The following is an 18,682-nucleotide window of genomic DNA, read 5'->3' on the forward strand; positions in this document are numbered from 1 at the left end:
CCGGGGGGGGGGGGGCCTCTTCTGTGCGCGGTGCGCGCCCGGGGCGCGTCCGCGCCCTCTGTGGGGGGGTGCCCCCCCCCCCCCCGCTCGGGGGCCCCCCCCCCCCCCACGGGTGTGTCAGCTGCTGGTCGTCAGCAGTCGGTTGGCCAGGGCGTCGGCGAGGCGGTAGGCCTCGTCGGCCGAGAGGGTGCGGCAGATGGCGTCCGCCAGCTCCTCCACGTTGTGCCAGTCGACGTCGCCGAGTTCCGTCTGCGGGTCGGCCGACGGCTGCTCGTCCGCCGGGGCGACGGCCCGCTGCTCCGGCATCGGGAGCGGCTCGGCGTTTTCCGCGGAAAATCGCTCGGTGTCCTGGACGGGCTCGGTGCTCGCGACCGGGGTGCGGGGCGCGGGCTCCGGCCGGGCGGCGGGGGCCGGCGCCTGCACGGGGGCCGGTGCCGCCTCTGCGGCCGTGGCCGGCTGGGCCGCGGCCGCGGCAGAGGGAGCCGCGGCGGGTTGCGGTGCGGGAGCCTCGGCCGGTGCCTTGGCGGCGGCCTTGGCCTCCAGCTTCGCGGCGCGCCTGGCGGCCACCGCATCGGCGTCGGCCTGGAGCAGCTGCTCCAGCTCCGCGGTCTGCCCGGCCAGGGACATCCCCTCGATGCCCTTCACCGACCCGAGCCGGCGGGCGACGTTGATGGAGACGCCCTCCTCGCCGCGCGCCTTGGCCCGCACCTGGCGCTGCAGCTCCGGGTGGAGCTTCAGCAGGTTCTTGCGGTGCGAGATCCAGCTCTGGGACCAGCCCTCCGCCTCGGCGGCCTCCTTGGCGGTCGGGTACTGCGCCACGATGAGCAGGACCGCGTTGGCCTCCTCGATCGGATCGAAGTCCTTGCGCGCCATGTTCTCGTCGAGCGCGGCCCGCAGCAGGGTCGCCTTGGACTCCGCCACCGAGTCGTCCACGACGACGAGCAGCTGCTCGCGCCCGTACAGCTGCGCGGCGGCCCGCCGGCGGTTGCCGTTGACGATGACGACGTCCTGCGGACCCGCACCCAGCGTCAGCCGGTCCTCCGGCCACAGCCTCAGGTAGGCGGCCGGGGTGACGGCGAGGCAGCTCTGCAGCTGGCGGTCCTTGATGCTCGCCAGGTCGGAGAGGTCGCCAAGCTCGTCACGGGGGTTGCGCGGGTTGGGAAGGCAGCTGGCGGTGGGGATCCACTTGGCCACCGGGGCGTCGTTGGCGGCGTCCACACCCGGGGCGTTGACGACCGGGTCGCCGGCCATCGAGGCGAAGGAGACGCGACGGCCTGCCATCAGCGGCCCCCGTAACCCAGCTCGAGGGACAGGCGGAAGAAGTCCTCGCGGGCCCGGTAGGCGGTACCGCTCTCCTTGTACTGGGTGACGACCGTTCCCTCGGCCACCGCCCGCGAGTGGATCTTGTACCTGCGCAGCACGGTCTTGGCGCGGGGCCACCCCTTCGCGCTGATGTACGCCTCGGTGTCCTCGAGGTCGGCGCGGCCGTCCCGGGGGTCCCAGTTGTTGACGACGACCCGGAAGGGGATGTCCATCGGCTCGATGACCTGCTGGATGGTCCGGGCCGTCGGGTCGAAGCACAGCGGTTCGGTGATCATCGGGACCAGGACGTCGTCCGCGATCTCCAGGGCCCTGCGCAGGATCTCCTCGTCCGCCAGGGTGCCCGGCGTGTCGATGAAGATGTGCTGGTACTCGTCCTTCTCACCGAGGACGTCGAAGGTGCACGCCGCGAGGTTGACCGTGGTGGTGGTCTTGCCCACGCCGCCCTTCTGGTTGGCGATGACGTGGATCTTCGCGCCGGTGTTCTTCAGGTGGATCAGCTGCTCGGCGTGGTCGTGTGCCGCCATGAAGTCGAAGGGCAGGTTGTCTCCCACCCGCTCGGCCCAGACGACGGCGGACCCCTGGGGGTCGGTGGACACGACAAGCACGGATGGCTTCATGATGTTCCGTTCTCTCCGTGGGCTTCCCGGGCCGAGTGCCCGGTACTGCGGATGCCCGCCGCTCAAAGCCGTGGTCGGCGGACGGGGAACAGCATTCCAGATGATCAGCCCGGAGCCTGACACGACCCGCGTGTCATGGAGCACAAAAGGGTTGGATCGCGATCGCAGGACTCCCGGAAAACCGCCCTTCTTTCCTGAGATGACTTCCAATCTTCAGGGTTTCCACCTGCGGTGATGCCTGTTTGACGGAGGGGGGAATTTGTGAGCACCGGCCATTCGCCTGGGCGGGCGCGTCGTGCGCGTGCCGGATTCCGCGACGCAGGCCGACGGTCATGGCACGGTGAGTTCCGCCCGGATCCGGCCACCCGGTGACGGCCGACTCCGGGCCCGAGCTGGGCAGGGTGAACGTCGGTGGTGCTCGCATGTGGTCCCGGTGCGCTGCCCGTCGGCGAGCGGGCGGTCAGTGGGCTCCGGATCGGCGACGGGCATTCCCGACCGGGCGGATGCGGACGTTGGGCCGAGACGGCCTTCTCGGGCTGAACTTCGACGTGCAACCAACCCGACATCGCCGCCTCGGAGGCCCCGGACCTCGTCCTGCCGCTCACCGTGAACTGGAGCGCCGTCGGCGGCTGGTCGTACAGCTGGACAACGAGCGCACGATCGGTGGCGAGAGCCCGCAGGGAATCGCACCGTCGGGGTCAGCAGACCTTCCGGTAGGGCACTTCGGGGAGGTACGTGGCCCAGTCGGTCTGCGGCAGTCCGCCTCCGGCTCGTTCGCAGATGCCGGCGGCTTCCCGGTCCGGGGCCATCATGACCTCGTGCCCTGGTACGTGCTCGGTCGCCATGCGCAGGGTGCGGTCGTCGGGGCTGAAGGCCAGGGAGAGGGTGGCGCCTCCTGGTGTGGGGAGGGCGGGGCCGAGTGGTTGGTGGGATGCGAGGTCCCACATCCGCAGTGTGCCGTCGTTGCCCGCGGCGGCCAGGGTGCGGCCGTCGTGGGAGAAGGCGAGTGCGGAGATGGGGTCGAACACCCCTGCGGCGTTGGGTCTGAAGGTGCCGGGCAGTACACCCAGGTTCCGCTCGGCATTGCCGTCCCAGAGTGTGACGCGGCCGGCTTCGTCGCCGGTGGCCAGGTACCGGCTGTCCGGGCTGAAGGCCACGGTGTGGGTCGTGTTCTGGGTGAGCGCACCGGGGTTCACCTCGCCTGACGGCAGGTCGGCGAGTTGGTTGTGCGAGGTGACGAGCAGTTGTCCGTCCGGCCGGACGGCGAGTTGTTCCCCGCCGATGCCGGAGATCACCCGTGTTCTGGCCCTCTGGGACAGGTCCCAGACTTCCACGGCCCCGTCCTGCTCCATCTGTGACACCAGGAGCGATCGTCCGTCCGGTGTGAAGGCGATCGCGTTGACCGTGGACACGGTGAGCCTCTCACCGGCCACGAGGTCCAGGGTCGCGGTGACGCTGGCGGTGGAGACGTCCCAGATGGACACCTTGGGGGGTGCGTCCCACTGCAAGCGGTCGAAGACGCTGAAGGCGAAGGCTCCCCCGTCGGGACGAAAGGCCGTGAGGACGGTGCAGGGCATGGAGCTCCGGCGCCGCGAGGTGCAGGACGTGGCGGGGAGGTCGACGACGTTTCCTGGCCCGCGGAGATCGCGCAGTTGGAAGCGGTACATGTCCCCGCCCTCGGGCGACGCCAGCGTGGCGAGTGTGCTGCCGTCCGGGCTGAACACGGCAGCCGAGATCGGTCGGCTCGTCCAGGCCGGAGCGAGGACACTCGTGAGGTCGATGGTGCGGACCGCCGCTCCGGTCGGGCCCTCCAGGTAGCGGATCCTGTGTGCGGCCGGATCCAGCCTGAACTGGCTGGCGTCGGTGTTGGCGAGCGGATGCCGCAGGAACGGGACCGATGGGGTGTCAAGGCGCCACGACAGCACCTCCTTGCCGTCCGACGCCACCATGAGCGTTCCGTCCGCGCTGAACGCCGCCTCCCTGATGTCGGCGTGCTCGATCCGCGGGAGCTCCGTTCCCGAGGCAATGTCCCAGATCCGGACTCCGCCGCCGTCGACGACTGCCAGCCGGCGGCCGTCCTGCGCGAACCCGACCGCCTGGTTGAGGCACTGCTGCGCGGTGACGTCGGGGGCCCAGGGGGTGGGGACCTGGCGCTGTTCGGGCACATTCCACACCTGGACGGGCTCGCCCGGAACGCACAGCGCCATCAGGCGGTCGTCGGGGCTGAGCGACGCATCGGGGTACGGGTAGTGCTGCATGCGGTCCTCCACCCACATCCGCCGCTGCCTGGCTTCAGGTACGCCGCGTAGCTCGTCGGGGCCGACCGGCCTGCGCTCACCGCCCCCGGCGCGTCGTTCGAGCAGCAACCGGCCGTCGCGGACATCCCGGACCTGGACCACATCGTCCTCGCCCGCGACAGCGTAGAGGAGCAGGGTCCGTCCGCTGGGGCTGAGCCGGGCCGCGGTCGGGTCCAGGCCGGGACCGGAGGAATGGCGTGACACCGGGGCCACGCCCGTACTCTCCTCGGGCAGGTTCCACACGTTCACATGGTCGTGCTCGAACACGGCGAGGGTCCGGGCGTCGGCGCTCATGTCGTCCACGTCGTCCGCTTCGGCGCCCAATCCGGGCAGCGAAGCCACCCGGCGGTGCGTGTCGACGTCCCACTTCACCACCTCGTCGCGGCCGACACCGACGAAGGTGCGGCCGTCGCCGCTGAGGAAGTGGGTCTGCGGGACGGGTTTGCCGGAGGGCGGGTCGGTGAAGACGTCCTCATCCGGCTGGACGGCGGCGCCGAGCAGAGCGGACCGTGACTCGGGAAGATCGGCGGTCTTCCACGCGGCGAGGCTCAGCCGCATTGCCGTGACGGGGTCGGAGGTGCGCATGCCGTCCGCCACCGCGGCGGCCCGACGGGCGGCGGCCTCCGTGCGACGACGTTCGCCGGTCCGATTCTGCTGCCACGCGATCACCCCGGTCAGCAGCACAAGGACGACCAGGGCGGACAGCGTGCCGAGGAGGGTGCGCAGCCGTCGGGCTGAACGTGCTGCGCTTTGCTGTTCTCGGCTTCGGGCGGCGAGAGCGGCCCTGACGAACTCGAACTCCAGCGGGGTGAGGTCGTCGCGGTGCCCGCCGGTCGCGAAGGCCGCTTCGGCCGTTGCCAGGAGGGTGCCCCGGTAGAGCGCTCCGGGGTCGCGGCCCAAGTCCTCCCAGGCCTTGGCGGCCTCGGTGAGGCGCCGGTGGTGGCGCAGCCTGTCGCGGGCGTCGTCGACCCACGTGTTCAGGCGCGGCCAGGAGCTGATCAAAGCTTCGTGGGCGAGGTGGACGGTGTCGCCGTCCAGGGTGATCAGCCGGGCGCGGGCCAGGCCTTCGAGCACCCCCGCGGTGCCGGTGTCGCCGGTGCCGAGGGATTCGAGTTCGCTGCGGTCGGCGGGACGGCTCGTGTCCTGAGCGCCGTCGCCCGGGGTGACCAGTCGCAGCAGGATGCGCCGGGCAGTGGTGGCCTGTTCCGGTGTCAGGCCGCCGTAGGCTCGCTCCGCGGTGCGGGCGATGGCGCCGCGTACCCCGCCGGCGGCTTCGTAGGCGGCTTCCGTCAGTGTCCTGCCCTTGCGGCGGCGCCAGGTCTCCAGCAGGGCGTGCGACAGCAGCGGGAGCCCGCCCGGTTCGCCGTCGACCTCCTCGATGATCCTTGAGGTGAGGGCGCGTTCGACGATCAGGCCCGCGCCGGCGGCCGGCTTGACGATGGCCTCTCGCAGCTCGGCCTGGCCCATCGGCCCGACCAGCAGCGTGGCCTCCCGCAGGGCCACGGCCAGGCCGTGGTGGTCCGCACAACGGCCGAAGAAGTCCGCCCGCACCGCCAGGACCACCCGTAATCGGCTGTCCGGCGCGCACGCCGCCAGCAACAGGCCGAGGAAGGCCGCGCGTTCCGCCGGATCGGTGCACAGCGTGAACACCTCCTCGAACTGGTCCACCACCAGCACCGTGTCGCCCGTGCCGTTCGCGGGCGCCATCAGCGCGGCATGGTCGGAGGCCGGCCGCGGGCCCGGAGTGAGGATCCGGATGGCGGCCGGACCTGTGCCCGTCGCGCCCCGGTCCCGGAGCGCCGGAATCAGTCCGGCGCGCAGCAGGGAGGACTTGCCGCTGCCCGAGGCACCCACGACAGCGACCATGCGACGGGAGTCCACCAGTTCCATCAGGTCGGCGACGAGCCGGTCCCTGCCGAAGAACCGCTCCCGGTCACCGGGTTCGAAGCGGGCCAGGCCCCGGTACGGAGCATCGGCGTCGTCACCGTCCTCGGCTGCCGTGTCCCGCACCGCGGCGTGCCAACGCCGCTCCCACTCCGCGGTGTCCCCGCCACAGGCCTCCACGTAGGCCAACGCCACCGGCAGCGAGGGAAGTTGCTGACCGCCGGCCGCCCGCGACAGCGTCGCGACCGAATAGCGGGTACGGCCGGCCATCGCCCGGTAGGTGAGGTCTCCGGCTTCCCCGCGCAACCGGCGCAGCTCGAACGCGAAGCGTTGGACCGGCCCTGCGGCCGGATCCAGCGGGCTCTCCTGCCGGCCCATCCGCGTCCTCCCCCACTCGGCGACATACCGGACCGTCAACGTACGTACCGAGGAAGCCCACGGCAACGGCCTCTCATCAGCATGTCTCGTTCCAGGGGTCCTTCTGACCTGTGGAGCAGCATTTTGTTTCGAGTGGTGGGGAGAGCTGCGCAACAACCGGACGGCTGTGAAAACTCGAAGTGTGCCGAGGCCGGAGCACAGCAACGGCTGGCCCTGGCACCGGCACGACCGTGCCCCGGGGGTGCCACCGCCCGTGTGCGGGCCGCGTTCACCACACCTGTGAAGGGCAACGGCGACCGAGACCCACGGCGCTTGGAACGCCTCGAAGCCTCCGCCGTTCTTCATACCGACAGGAGACAGCAATGCCACCGGTCAAGATCCGTACCGCCATGGTCGCTCTCGCATCGAGCGCGGCGCTCATCGGCAGCGCCATGGCCTTCGCCGCACCGGCCTCCGCCGCACCGCAACAGCTCAACTCCTCGATCACGTGCGCGGCCGGCTACCACTGGTGCGACGTCGTCAGCGCCACCGATGAGGTCGCGTGGATGAACGTCTACTGGGGAAGCGACGGTCACGAGTACGTCGACTCGTACTCCTACACCACCCACCAGGGCCAGAACCTGTGGATCCTGACGTGGAACGGCAGCGGGTGGGACTGGTTCGGCACGCCCGCCACGATCGACGTGGGCGGCGGCTGGTGGGGAGCCACCGACTACGGGCGCTCGGACGCGGGCAAGACCATCAAACTCGCCATCTACGACTGGGACACCGGTCGCTACCTCTACACCAACGCGCACTGAGACTCAACCCTGCGGCCGGCAGCGTCGCGCTGACCGGTGCGCATGCGGCGGGCAGTGCCGAGCCCGCCGGGCAACGTCAATCACGCCTCTTCAGGGAAGGAAATCCGAATGAAGCGTACGAATCGTCTGGGCAGGGTCCTGGTCGGTGTCGCGGTGGCCGCGACGGCGCTGGGCGGGCTCGCCGCTCCGACCGCATCCGCCGCCACGTCCCGAGTCACCGCCGGCTGCTACGGGTCCTCCTGCAACGGACTGGACCCGGTGGACATGGGCTGCAGCCCGGACGCCTACACGGTGGAATCGGTCGCCTCGACGTTGGGCACGATCGAACTTCGCTACAGCCCTTCGTGCAGGGCGAACTGGGCCCGGATCTCCGGTGCCTCGAACGGGCAGGAGTTCTACGTGTACAACGAAAGCCGAGTCGTGTGGTGGCACGCGATCGGCTCCACCGGATACGGCGACATGGTCGATGGCTCAGGCAAGGCGCGTGCCTGCATCGCTACCGGCGCCTGCACCAACTGGCACTGAGGCTCCTTCGCCCGTTCGGGCATCCGGGAAGCTGCGGTGGTAGCGCAGCTCCCCGTCCTCGGCGGGGTCGGCAGCTGACGCCCGGGTGGGGTGTGGCCCACGGTCAACACCCCACCCGCGGTCCTGCCATCCCTGCCTCGTCGGGTGCACGCCGACACACGCAACTTCTGCCGACCCCCTTCTTACAGGGAAGGAAATCCGAATGAAGCGTACGAATCGTCTGGGCAGGGTCCTGGTCGGTGTCGCGGTGGCCGCGACGGCGCTGGGCGGGCTCGCCGCTCCGACCGCATCCGCCGCCACGTCCCGAGTCACCGCCGGCTGCTACGGGTCCTCCTGCAACGGGCAGGACCCGGTGGACATGGGCTGCAGCCCGGACGCCTACACGGTGGAATCGGTCGCCTCGACGTTGGGCACGATCGAACTCCGCTACAGCCCTTCGTGCAGGGCGAACTGGGCCCGGATCTCCGGCACCTCGATCGGGCAGAACTTCTGGGTGCAGAACACGAACCAGAACATCCACGGGTGGATCGCGACCGGCTCCACCAGCTTCGGCAACATGGTCAACGGTTCGGTCCAAGCGCGAGCCTGCATCGATAACGGGGAGCACCCCATCTGCACCGGCTGGCACTGAGGCCCCTCCGCCCGTTCGGGGATCCGGGAAAGCTGCCGTGGTAGCGCAGATCCCTTCCTTCGGTAGGGCCTGCAGTTGATGCATCGGCGGGGCCCGAAATCCGTACTGCGGGCCGCACGTGGTCCCGCCCTCCTGCCGGGATGGTCCGAATCGGGGTCGGCGTGACCGCCCGGGTGGGGTGTGACTGAGAGGCACACCCCACCCGGGCGCCTGCTTTTCCCACTGCTCGGCCAAGCACGCGCCGAAATCAGTCCGGGCGAATTCTCGCCGATGAAATGAATCGCCACAAGGAGATCAACCCCGAGGGACAGAAATGAAGGGCAACTTCAAGGCAGCGGCAGCATCGCTGCTCGCAAGCGGAGCGCTGCTGATGGCATCGGCCGCAACGGCATCCGCGACCGAGGTCCCCCCGCATCCCGGAACGGATCAGGCGGCAGACGCAGTTCGAACGCGAAGCGCTGGACCGGCCCGGCGGCCGGACAGGCAGCGTCAATCACCTCGCCTCCAGGAAAGGAATCCCATGAAGCGCACGAATTGCACGGCCAAGATCCTGTTCGGCCTCGCAGCAGCTGCGACGGCGCTGGGCGGGCTCGCCGCTCCGACCGCATCCGCTGCCACCACCCAGGTCACGGCCAGCTGCTACGGGTCCTCCTGCAACGGGCAGGACCCGATAGACATGGGCTGCAACACAGACGCCTACATGGTGGAATCGGCGTGGTCGGAGTACGGCACGATCGAACTGCGCTACAGCTCTTCATGCAAGGCGAACTGGGCCCGGCTTTCCGGTGGCGCGAAGGGGCAGTGGTTCTGGGTGGAGAACGCCAGCACCTCCCAGTGGTGGGAGGCGAAAGGCCCCAACTCTTTCGGCAATATGGTCGACGGCTCGGGGAGGGCGCGTGCTTGCTTGCAGCAAGGAAACTGCACCGGCTGGCACTGAGGCCCCTCCGCCCGTTCGGGGATCCGGGAAAGCTGCCGTGGTAGCGCAGATCCCTTCCTTCGGTAGGGCCTGCAGTTGATGCATCGGCGGGGCCCGAAATCCGTACTGCGGGCTGCACGTGGTCCCGCCCTCCTGCCGGGATGGTCCGAATCGGGGTCGGCGCGACCACCCGGGTGGGGGCGTGACTCACGGTCACACCCCACCCGTGCCCCTGCCATTTCCACTGCTCGGCCAAGCGCACTCCGAAATCAGTCCGGGCGAATTCTCGCCGATGAAATGAATCGCCACAAGGAGATCAACCCCGAGGGAGAGAAATGAAGGGCAACTTCAAGGCAGCCGCAGCATCGCTGCTCGCAAGCGGAGCGCTGCTGATGGCATCGCCTGCAACGGCAATCGCGGCCGAGGTGCCCTCGCGTCTCGGAACGGATCAGGCGGCCGCCGGATACAACGGCGCCTGCGGCAGCGGATACCGGGTCATCGACAGTCTGCGACTGGAGTCGGGTGCCCACATCTTCCTCACCTATTCGGACAGCGGGTACAACTGCGTCGTGACGGTGGCCGAATACCCCGGGTCTGCCCGATCCATGGACGCCTGGATCCAGCGCACCGCCGACAACTTCGAAGAGGTGGACAGGGACCTCTACCGCTACTACGCAGGCCCGGTGTACGCGAACGGGCGGGCCACCTGCCTCAACTGGGGCGGCTTCGTGGAGCCCGCATTCACCGGGGAGTACCAGTTCAGGTCGCACTGCGGGTAGCGAAGGGCTCGCCGTCTCCCTCACCGCCGACGGCAGCATGATCGGCACCGTCGTCGGCACGGCCGGCGACCTGTGGGCGACCAATCAGCCCGCACCCGGGTCCGCATTCCAGGTCTGCCGCCAGGAGTTCGGCCTCGTGCTCGCGAGCATGGTTTCCTCGGTGTCAGACTGAACGACCCCGGGATGCACTGTTCTTGATTTCCTACTGTCTGCTGCCTCCGACAGGGCGGGGCACCCGTGGCCGAACCTCGCTCCTGCCACCGGCACCAGGGCGGACGGTTACCGCTGAGGACTCGCCGGTGAGACCAGGCTGCGTCGCCCGCCGCCACCCGGGACCGGGCGATCGCAGCCTCCGGCAAGAACTGCCGTCACTCCCCGACCAGCAGGTGATGGTCGTCGCCATCGGCCTGCGACGTCTGGCAGTCGTTGCGGTTGCCGGGCCTTCACCGAGTCGGGCGGCGGCCGGTCCCGTCGGCCGTCCCCGGTTAGGGCGGAGTGATCGAATCCTTCCTCGGACCCGGGTGCGCGGGTCCTCGCCGTGCCATCTGCTCTGTTGTCACACGGCTGCCAGTTCGGTGGCCCGCTGAGCGAGTTCGGGGGCGCCGGGGATTCCCCGCCGGCTGTAGACGGCCATGGTCGAACGCACCGTCCTCAACTCCTTCTCGTTGCGGTCGGACGCCACGCCGTCCATGAGGTCCAGGCACTGGTTCCACAGGATCACGGCCTCCTCGTGGCGGTGCTGGGCCGCTACGGATTTGGCGAGGTTCGCGATGGTCAGGCCGCGAACGCGCTGGTACGTCCCTGGCACGCGGCCCTCCAGCGCCGCGCGGTAGTGCCGTTCAGCGGCCCGGTGGTCCTTCATCTCGGTCAGGGTCTTGCCGGTGTGCGATGCCACGGTGGCCGCGACCGGGCCGGAGGCGGCGGCGTAGGAGGGAACGTCGTCGTCGCCGGCGAGCATGGCGTCCTCGGCGGCCAGGAGCGCCCCGGCGGCGGTCCTGCTCTGGCCGCTCGCTCCGTAGGCCCGGGCGGCCGTCACCAGCAGCAGTGCCTCCGTCCTGCGGTCGACCTTGCCTCGGGCCCGCGCGAGTGCGGCCTCGGCCAGTTCGACACAGTGCCCGGTCTGGTTCAGGTCGAGGGCCTGGTGGGTGAGGGCGCGCATCATCCAGGCCCCGTGACCTGCGGGGTCGCACTCGCAGGCGAGCTGGTAGGCGAGGAGGTAGAACCTCTGTGCGGCGCCCTCGCGGCCGAGGTCGTGGCACTTCCACCCGACCAGGGTCGCCAGCTCGGACGCCGCCCCGTAGGCGCTCCGCCGGACTTCCTCCGACGGGAACGTGGCCTGGAGCATCGGCACGACGGTGTCCGCCAGGAAGGACGACACCGTGGACAGGCCGTGGCCGCCTCCCAGCTTCTCGTCGGCGGTCCTGAACGTCTCGGTGAGCTGCCGGACGGTGGAGACCTCTCCGGCTCCGACCTTGCGGCCAAGGCTGCCCGTCGCGCCCCGGAGGGTGGCGGCGACGGCCTGGTGGTCGTAGGTGAGCGGAAGCCCGACGGTGGCGGTGGAGAAGGCGAGGGCGAGGAAGTCGCGGCGGTGGAACATGACAAGTCTCCCGAGGTCGGCAGCGGTTGCCAGGGGATCAGGGGGCATGGCCTCCCCGATGGCCGGGAAGCCTAGGCCGATCTCGGCGGTCGTCACCTTCCGCTTCACCGCTCTGGTCAAGGCCTCGGCCAGGTAGGCCGCGGTCCTGCCGGTCGGGGTTCCGCCCCTGACCCAGGAGAGCACGGCCGATCGCGAGGTGTGCAGCGTTTCCCCGGCTTCCGCCGCAACGGCACGGACCGCCTTGGCCAGGGCTTCGTACGTACACCCGGCTTCCTCGAGGACGGCCGCCAACTGCCGGTTCGGCTCCTTGCGTCCAGTCAACTCACTCCCCCAGAAGTGATCTTGAACGGATTGAACGGGATGAGCGGGCCATCACCGTACCGCCCGAGCGTGGCCGGCTGTTCACTGACTGCACAAACCCGCACCTCAAATGGAGGTCGATGCCTCATGGCCGACGTGTACCTCGATCCGCGCCTGCGCGAGCCGACCGGGGCCGGCGTGCTCGTCACCGGTGGTGGCGGCCTGGTCGGCAGCCGCATCGCCCGGCTCACCGCGTTAGGGGCCAATCCGATCGTCCTGGACCGGTTCGACGCCTACCCGCACCTGGTGCGCGGCCTGTTCCGGGTGGGCCGGCACGGAGCCCAGGTCGTCCTTGGCGACGTGCGCGAACGGGCCACCGTGAAGTGGCTCGCGGGCCGCGCGGACTACGTGATCCACGCCGCCGCGTTCGTCGACATGCCGAGGTCCGGAGGCGACCCGCGCGGGGGCTGTGCCGACACCCGCCGGGCGACCGACCTGCTCGGCCGGCGCCCCGCCGTCACCCTCACCGAGGGCATCGACCGCTACGTGAACTGGCTCCGGACCACGCCGGACGCCGTACCGGACTGGTTCGCCACCCCCGCCACCCCCGCCGCCTCTCTGGCCGCCTGAACGAAGGGACCGCTTCCATGCGCGTCGTGATGCTCGGCGGAGCCGGATACATCGGCTCCGTCGCCTCCCACCACCTCGCCTCGCTCGGCCACCACGTCACCGTCGTGGACGGCCTGATCTACAACCGCGGGGACGACCCCGGCCGGCTCCTGCCCGACGCCGCCACGTTCGTCAACGGCGACCTGCGCGACCCCGACCTGCTGACCCGGGTCTGCGACGGCGCAGGCGCGGTTGTCCACCTCGGCGGGATCGTGGGTGAGCCGGCCTGCCGGCTGGACGAGGAGCTGGCCGTCGAACTCAACTACGCCGCCCCGATGATCGCTGCCGAGGCCGCTGCCGGCGCCGGTGTCGGCCGGTACGTGTTCTTCTCCTCCTGCAGCGTCTACGGCAGGCACGAGGGCACCGTGGACGAGGACACCGAGCCCAACCCACTGGGGATCTACGCCAGGACCAAGGTCCTCGCCGAACAGCGCCTGCCCGACGTACTCGCGGACGTCACCGCGTTGACGAGCCTTCGACTGGCGACCGTCCACGGCTCCTCGCCCCGCCAGCGCCTGGACTCCGTGGTCAACTCCATGGCGTCGCGCGCGGTCGCCACCGGGCGCGTCCCGCTCAACGGCGGCGCTCAGCGCCGCCCGCTTGTCCACGTCCGCGATGTCGCCCGGGTGCTCGCCGCCATCCTGGAGGGCGATCTGACCGGGGCATGGAACGTCGGCAGCGACCAGGAGAACCACACCATCGCCGACATCGCCGAGACTGTGGCCGCCATCGTGCCTGGATCGAGGATCCAGCGCGGTCCGGAGCGGGACGAAGCCGACGCCCGCGACTACCGCGTCTCCTTCGCCCGCTTCGCTCGCCACATCCCCGGAGCCTGCTCCACTGCTCTCAAGGACGGCGTCCAGGAGATCGCCGACCTCCTCGCCAGCCGCCGGATCACCGACCCGGACGAGCCCCAGTACGACAACCACCGGGGCCTGGTGGACGCCTTCACCACCGGCAGGGTGCGGGCCCTGCGCACCTCCGCCTGTCGGCGGTACCGGTCCGAGTACACCGCCGCGTGGGGGAAGCCGTGACGGCCATCCCACCGTTCCTGCCGTGGAACCGGCCCTCGCTCGGACAGGAGGAGGAAGACGAGGTCCTGGACACCCTGCGCTCGGGCTGGCTCACGGCCGGCCCGAAGGCGAGTCGGTTCGAGGCGGCGGTGAAGGACGCGCTGGGTGTCGACGAGGCGTTCGCGGTCTCCTCGTGCACCGCCGCCCTCCACCTCGCCCTGCTGGCGGCCGGGATCAAGGCGGGCGACGAGGTGATCACCCCGAGCCTGACCTTCTGCGCGGCCCCGAACGCCGTCGTCCGGTGCGGCGGCACCCCGGTGTTCACCGAGGTCGATCCCGTCACCTACAACCTCGACCCGGAGGCCGTGGAGAAGGCTCTCACCGCCAGGACGAAGGCCATCACGGTCATGCACTACGGCGGTCAGCCCTGCGACCTCCTGGCGTTCCGCAAGCTCGCCGACGACCACGGCCTGCTCCTGATCGAGGACGCCGCCCACGCCCTGCACGCCGCGCGCGACGGCCTGCGGGCGGGCAGCGTCGGCGACCTCGCCGTGTTCTCCTTCTACGCCAACAAGGTCATCACCTGCGGCGAGGGGGGGATGATCGTCGGCCGCGGCGACCTTGTCCAGGCCGCCCGCCTGCTCGGCCGGCACGGCATCGACTCCTCCGTGTGGCAGCGGCACGGCAGGCGCCGGACCGCCGACTACGAGGTCACCGTGCCGGGCCTGAAGTACACGATGCCGGACATCACGGCAGCGGTCGGCCTCCAACAGTTCCGGAAGCTCAACGACTTCACCGCGCACCGGGCCCGGATCGCCGCCGCCTACGACCGGTCCCTGGCCGGCCTTCCCGGCCTGCGACTGCCGACCGTCCTGGACGGGGTGCGGCACGGCTGGTTCCTCTACCCGGTCCTGATCGACCCGGTCGGCGGCCGGACACGGGACACGGTGGCCGATGTCCTTCGGGACAGGCACGGGATCGGTACCAGCGTGCACTTCAAGCCGGTGCACCGCCTTGCCGCGTACCGCTCCCCGGACTGCCACCTGCCCGTCACCGAGCAGATCGCCGCCCGGCAGCTGTCCCTGCCGTGCTACCCGGCCATGACCGGCACGGACGTGCAGCGCGTCATCGACGCCCTGCACGCCATCTGGACCTGACCGCACCGGGCCGGCCGTCAGAACACCGGCGGCCGGCCCAGCTTCGCCATCCGCCACACCGTGTTCCATCGCATCGGACGACGCGGCGGGCACGGTGTGCTCACGCCCTCGAAGAAGCCGGACCACCAGGCCTTGAGACCGGACAGCGGCGGTCGGCGGACCAGCGTGTACAGCGCCCAGGAGGTGAGGTAGACCGGAACCAGGACCGCAGGCAGGTGACGCTTGGCCAGCCAGACCCGGTTGCGGGCCGTCATCCGGTAGTAGGTGGTGTGCCGGGCCGGGTCGGTGCGGGGATGCTGCAGCACCATGTCGGCCCGGTAGTCGATGCGCCAGCCCGCGTCCAGCGCGCGCCAGGCGAAGTCGGTCTCCTCGTGGGCGTAGAAGAACTCGGCGGGAAACAGTCCGACCTGGTCGATCACGCTCATGCGGATGGCGTGGCCGCCGCCCAGGAACGTGGTGACCGGCCCGGACTGCATCGGGTCGCTGGCACCGAGGCGCGGGACGTGCCGGCGCTGGGTGAACCCGGTCTCGTCCGCGATGCGGAAGGAGACGATCCCGAGCCGCGGGTCCTGCTCGAACGCTTCCCGGACCAGCCGGAAAGTGTCGGTGCGGGGCAGCAGACCGTCATCGTCCAGGACGACCAGCACGTCCGTGCCGCCCAGTTCGCGCAGCCGCTCGACGCCGACGTTGCGGCCACCGGGGATGCCGAGGTTCTCCGGCAGTTCCACGGCGTCCACCCAGTCCGGCAGCTCGGGCAGCTTCACGCCCTGCCCGAGCACCACGGTCCGAACACCGCTGTCGCCGCCGTCCTGGGCCCGTACCGACTCCAGCAGCGCCATCAGCTCCGCAGGCCGGTTTCCCATCGTCAGCACCACCACGCCCAGCGTGACGCCCATCGCACCCGACCCCAAGTGAGGAACCCTTCGTGATCTCGCCGACACCGCAGCCCGGGAACGCGCCGCTGCGCGCACTGGCCGAGACAGGCCGGCTCCCGGACCACCAGTACATGGACCGGACCACTCTGGCCTGGATCGCCGGCAACCGTCCCAGCGGTCCGGGTATCCGGGCCACCATGCCACACCGCCCGCTCCTGCTGGTACCCGAAGGCTCATGGTTCGCCCGCAGGGAGGCGGTCGACTCGATCCACGGCGTCCGGCACGGCGCCCGGGTCGCACTCCTGGTGCAGGTTCTCGCCCACCTCCACGGCACCGACTCCGGCCGCACGCAGGCCCTCGCCGTCGCAGCGGCCTGTCACGACTGCCGCCGCCACCGCGACCGCGACGACCCGGGCCACGGACAGCGCGCCGCCCGCTGGCTCGCCAACAACACCGCCACCGTGGCCGCCGCCCTCGGCACCGCCCCGACACCCGAGGCGATCACCGCCGTCGACCTCCACGACACTGCTCACCACGCCTTCACGGACGACCAGGCGAACGCACACCGGCAGCACCGGGAGGCGGCGGACCTCCTCAAGGCAGCCGACGCCCTCGACCGCTACCGGCTGCCCCTCGCCCGCTGGTGGCCCGACCCCGGCAGGCTTCGCCTGCCCGTCCCCGCCTGGCTCCACCCGGTCGCCCACGACCTGGTGGTCCGCAGCGAACAGGCGCGCCTCGACGGAGCCACCGACACCCAGGCGCTGGAACACGCGCTCCGCGCCGCGCTGCCCGAGTAGAAGGAACCCCGTGCACGCCGAATGGGACTACGCCCACACCGACTACGGCTCCCTGCCCGACCGCCCGTCCCCGGCAGGACAGGCCGAGACCGAGACCGACTGGCGCCAGCGCCTCCAACAGGCACCGAACGGGAGGCTGCTGGGCGACAACGCGATGCTCCGCTCGCTGACCGCCGGCACTCCGGTGCACCTCCTCCACCTGACCCGCGACCTGGCGGCCGTGCGCGCCAGCGGCCACCTGCTCGCCTCCACCGGCTGCCTGGTCGCAGCCGTCTACGGGTCCACGCTCACCCCGGAACCCGGCGGCGGGCTGCGTCCCCACAATCTCGGCTCGTACCTGCTGGACAGCCGCGGCAGCCTGGCGAGCCGGAGTAACAGCACACCCCTGGTCATTGAAGTGACCCCCGTCGGCCCGGCACCGCTGAAGGGGCTCGACTACCTGCGCCTGGGCGGCATCCACCTGCGCGCCTACCGGGCTTGCCGGCATGTCCTCACCGCCGCCGAGGACACCCGGGTCCTGCGATCCGTCGTGGACCGGGTGCGCGTCGCGGCGCCGTTCCTCGATACCCTCCTGCACAACGCGAGCGGCGGGGCGACACCCGACGGGCCGTTCGTCGACGCGCTCGCCGCCACGGTCCCGGTCCTCCCTTACCTCGGCTACCTGTACTTCGAGACCGTCGCCGAGTACCTGATGCTCCACTCCACCAGCCGTGCCACCCGGGAGTACGCCGACCGCGGGGAGATGAACAACCGGCTCTACAAGGACCTCGCCTTCTCCACCGTGAACGGCATGGGCACGCTCTTCGACCTCGGACGGTTCCACCCGAACCACGCCCGGCTCCTCGATCTCGTCGGACGCATCGAGCCCGGCCTGACGGCCTCGGTCGCCGGCTACGTCCGGCAGCGCATGTCCCACCTCTTCGCCGCCACGTCCCTGGACCCCCGCCAGGACATCCGGGATCTCACGTTCCACGGCGCGGACCCCGGCACGCTGGCCGGGACGGCGCCCCACCTCCTCGGTCAGCTGATCTTCCGGGAGATCCGGCTCCTCCACCGCTACCCGCAGCTCTACCACTGCTTCGAACAGGCCAAGGCCCTGGAAGCGTGGGCCTACTGGAACAAGGAGGGGATCTCGACGCCGTTCAACGGCGTCAGCCCCAAGGGGGAGATCGGCATCAACCCGGCCCACCCCGACGCCCGGTTCACGGTCTGGACGGCCGAATCCTGTACCCGAGGGCTTCTCCACCCGGTCGAGCAGGTCACCGCCGTCCCGGTCCCCCGGCTCGTGCCCTGGCTGGTCGCTCCCCTACGCGACAGGACGGAGGAGGAACAGTGGATCAACCGGTCCCTGGTTCCAGCACGAGCGGCCCCGGCTTGATCGTCCTGTGTGGCGTCTCCGCTTCCGGGGAAACCGGCACGGCCTGGCGCGTTCGCCCCCGTTCGGCGACGGGCCGGCGGTCATCTCGCAGGACAGCGCCCGGCTCAACGTCGTCCGAGAGCCCTATGCCCGAGGCGGGGGCGAGATCGAGATGATCGAGTCCATGGCGGGGATCGCCATCGGCCGGGGCTACCACGCACTGCTGGCAGGCGTCCTTGCGCCGAACGGCTCGGCGACACGCGCCACGGGCTGCACTGCGCTCACCCGAGCCACAGCAGCTTCTTCCACCTCGACCTCCCGTAGGAGGAGTCGCTGGTTGGGCACCCGACCCAGAAGAGGGCACAGGGCTTCGGGTTGCTTCTCGCCACGGTGCTCACCTCCACGCAGCCGTCGCCTGCCAGCTGGCTGCCATGACCCAGCCTGGCGCCGGTCTACGCCCCACCGCAGAGTGGAGCTATCCCCGCGAGCGCGGGGCCGACGTCCGGGGGCTGGACGAGGGTGGCCATGGTGCGGAGCTATCCCCGCGAGCGCGGGGCCGACGTCCGGGGGCTGGACGAGGGTGGCCATGGTGCGGAGCTATCCCCGCGAGCGCGGGGCCGACCCGCCCAGCAGGCCCTCGACGAGGGATCGTCGATGAATTAGTTGCGCATATCGCGTCACCCCTCGGTTGATGTCGTGCTCATGATGTAGCGGGTGAGGTCGCTGGGGTCGATGAGGCGGGCGGGGATCGGTTCGCTGTGGTGGCC

General features: G+C 70.6%; 16 protein-coding genes. 11 read left to right on the top strand and 5 right to left on the bottom strand.

Features of this window, described 5'->3' with window-relative positions; all coding sequences use genetic code 11:
• Positions 1 to 117: 117 nt before the first annotated feature.
• The 3 genes from ACWGJO_RS25225 to ACWGJO_RS25235 form a co-directional block, all read right to left on the bottom strand.
• Positions 118 to 1,281, bottom strand: coding sequence for a ParB/RepB/Spo0J family partition protein (locus ACWGJO_RS25225; protein WP_452187085.1), 1,164 nt, complete (start codon positions 1,279 to 1,281; stop codon positions 118 to 120).
• Complete coding sequence (locus tag ACWGJO_RS25230; RefSeq protein WP_401043242.1) at positions 1,281 to 1,919, bottom strand: ParA family protein; 639 nt, start codon at positions 1,917 to 1,919, stop codon at positions 1,281 to 1,283. The genes ACWGJO_RS25225 and ACWGJO_RS25230 overlap by 1 nt, the downstream gene beginning before the upstream one ends.
• Before the next feature lie 719 nt (positions 1,920 to 2,638).
• The gene (locus tag ACWGJO_RS25235; protein WP_452187087.1) at positions 2,639 to 6,499 is read right to left on the bottom strand and encodes an nSTAND1 domain-containing NTPase; all 3,861 of its coding nucleotides are present in this window, start codon (positions 6,497 to 6,499) and stop codon (positions 2,639 to 2,641) included.
• A 362-nt stretch (positions 6,500 to 6,861) separates the two neighbouring features.
• Between ACWGJO_RS25235 and ACWGJO_RS25240 the strand changes: the two genes are divergently transcribed.
• From ACWGJO_RS25240 to ACWGJO_RS25265, 6 genes are all read left to right on the top strand, one after another.
• Positions 6,862 to 7,299 (top strand): hypothetical protein, encoded by a 438-nt coding sequence (locus tag ACWGJO_RS25240; RefSeq protein ID WP_452187089.1) that lies wholly within the window; start codon positions 6,862 to 6,864, stop codon positions 7,297 to 7,299.
• 108 nt (positions 7,300 to 7,407) lie between these two features.
• Positions 7,408 to 7,824 carry a DUF2690 domain-containing protein gene (locus ACWGJO_RS25245; RefSeq protein WP_452187091.1) on the top strand — a complete coding sequence of 139 codons (417 nt, stop codon included), beginning with the start codon at positions 7,408 to 7,410 and terminating at the stop codon, positions 7,822 to 7,824.
• 202 nt (positions 7,825 to 8,026) lie between these two features.
• A complete protein-coding gene (locus ACWGJO_RS25250) occupies positions 8,027 to 8,455 on the top strand; it encodes a DUF2690 domain-containing protein (protein ID WP_452187093.1) in 429 nt (142 codons plus the stop codon).
• Between the two features lie 520 nt (positions 8,456 to 8,975).
• Entirely contained in the window at positions 8,976 to 9,392 is a 417-nt protein-coding gene (locus ACWGJO_RS25255) for a DUF2690 domain-containing protein (RefSeq protein WP_452187095.1), read from the top strand.
• A gap of 314 nt (positions 9,393 to 9,706) precedes the next feature.
• Entirely contained in the window at positions 9,707 to 10,150 is a 444-nt protein-coding gene (locus ACWGJO_RS25260) for a spore-associated protein A (protein WP_452187097.1), read from the top strand.
• A 37-nt stretch (positions 10,151 to 10,187) separates the two neighbouring features.
• Positions 10,188 to 10,322, top strand: a complete 135-nt coding sequence (locus tag ACWGJO_RS25265; RefSeq protein WP_452187099.1) for a hypothetical protein — start codon at positions 10,188 to 10,190, stop codon at positions 10,320 to 10,322.
• Between the two features lie 384 nt (positions 10,323 to 10,706).
• Here the strand turns inward: ACWGJO_RS25265 and ACWGJO_RS25270 are convergent, their stop codons facing one another.
• A complete protein-coding gene (locus ACWGJO_RS25270; protein ID WP_452187100.1) occupies positions 10,707 to 12,068 on the bottom strand; it encodes a tetratricopeptide repeat protein in 1,362 nt (453 codons plus the stop codon).
• Positions 12,069 to 12,194: 126 nt separating this feature from the next.
• Here ACWGJO_RS25270 and ACWGJO_RS25275 point away from each other — a divergent pair, with 126 nt between their 5' ends.
• Genes ACWGJO_RS25275 through ACWGJO_RS25285 form a run of 3 tightly spaced genes read left to right on the top strand, consistent with a single transcriptional unit; the run spans position 12,195 to position 14,886 of the window.
• Positions 12,195 to 12,677 carry an NAD-dependent epimerase/dehydratase family protein gene (locus ACWGJO_RS25275; protein WP_452187102.1) on the top strand — a complete coding sequence of 161 codons (483 nt, stop codon included), beginning with the start codon at positions 12,195 to 12,197 and terminating at the stop codon, positions 12,675 to 12,677.
• Positions 12,678 to 12,694: 17 nt separating this feature from the next.
• Positions 12,695 to 13,750, top strand: coding sequence for an NAD-dependent epimerase/dehydratase family protein (locus ACWGJO_RS25280; RefSeq protein WP_452187104.1), 1,056 nt, complete (start codon positions 12,695 to 12,697; stop codon positions 13,748 to 13,750).
• On the top strand, positions 13,747 to 14,886 hold the full coding sequence (locus tag ACWGJO_RS25285; RefSeq protein WP_452187106.1) for a DegT/DnrJ/EryC1/StrS family aminotransferase: 1,140 nt from the start codon (positions 13,747 to 13,749) through the stop codon (positions 14,884 to 14,886). The genes ACWGJO_RS25280 and ACWGJO_RS25285 overlap by 4 nt, the downstream gene beginning before the upstream one ends.
• 17 nt (positions 14,887 to 14,903) lie before the next feature.
• On the opposite strand, the gene ACWGJO_RS25290 is transcribed toward ACWGJO_RS25285, so the two are convergent.
• Positions 14,904 to 15,782: a glycosyltransferase family 2 protein gene (locus tag ACWGJO_RS25290; protein WP_452187108.1), complete on the bottom strand. Its 879-nt coding sequence runs from the start codon at positions 15,780 to 15,782 to the stop codon at positions 14,904 to 14,906.
• 29 nt (positions 15,783 to 15,811) lie between these two features.
• Between ACWGJO_RS25290 and ACWGJO_RS25295 the strand changes: the two genes are divergently transcribed.
• Together ACWGJO_RS25295 and ACWGJO_RS25300 are read left to right on the top strand one after the other, a co-directional pair.
• Positions 15,812 to 16,558, top strand: coding sequence for a hypothetical protein (locus ACWGJO_RS25295; RefSeq protein ID WP_452187110.1), 747 nt, complete (start codon positions 15,812 to 15,814; stop codon positions 16,556 to 16,558).
• Positions 16,559 to 16,568: 10 nt separating this feature from the next.
• Complete coding sequence (locus tag ACWGJO_RS25300; RefSeq protein WP_452187111.1) at positions 16,569 to 17,936, top strand: hypothetical protein; 1,368 nt, start codon at positions 16,569 to 16,571, stop codon at positions 17,934 to 17,936.
• Positions 17,937 to 18,682: the final 746 nt, after the last annotated feature.

The sequence above is a fragment of the Kitasatospora sp. NPDC054795 genome (assembly GCF_053611565.1).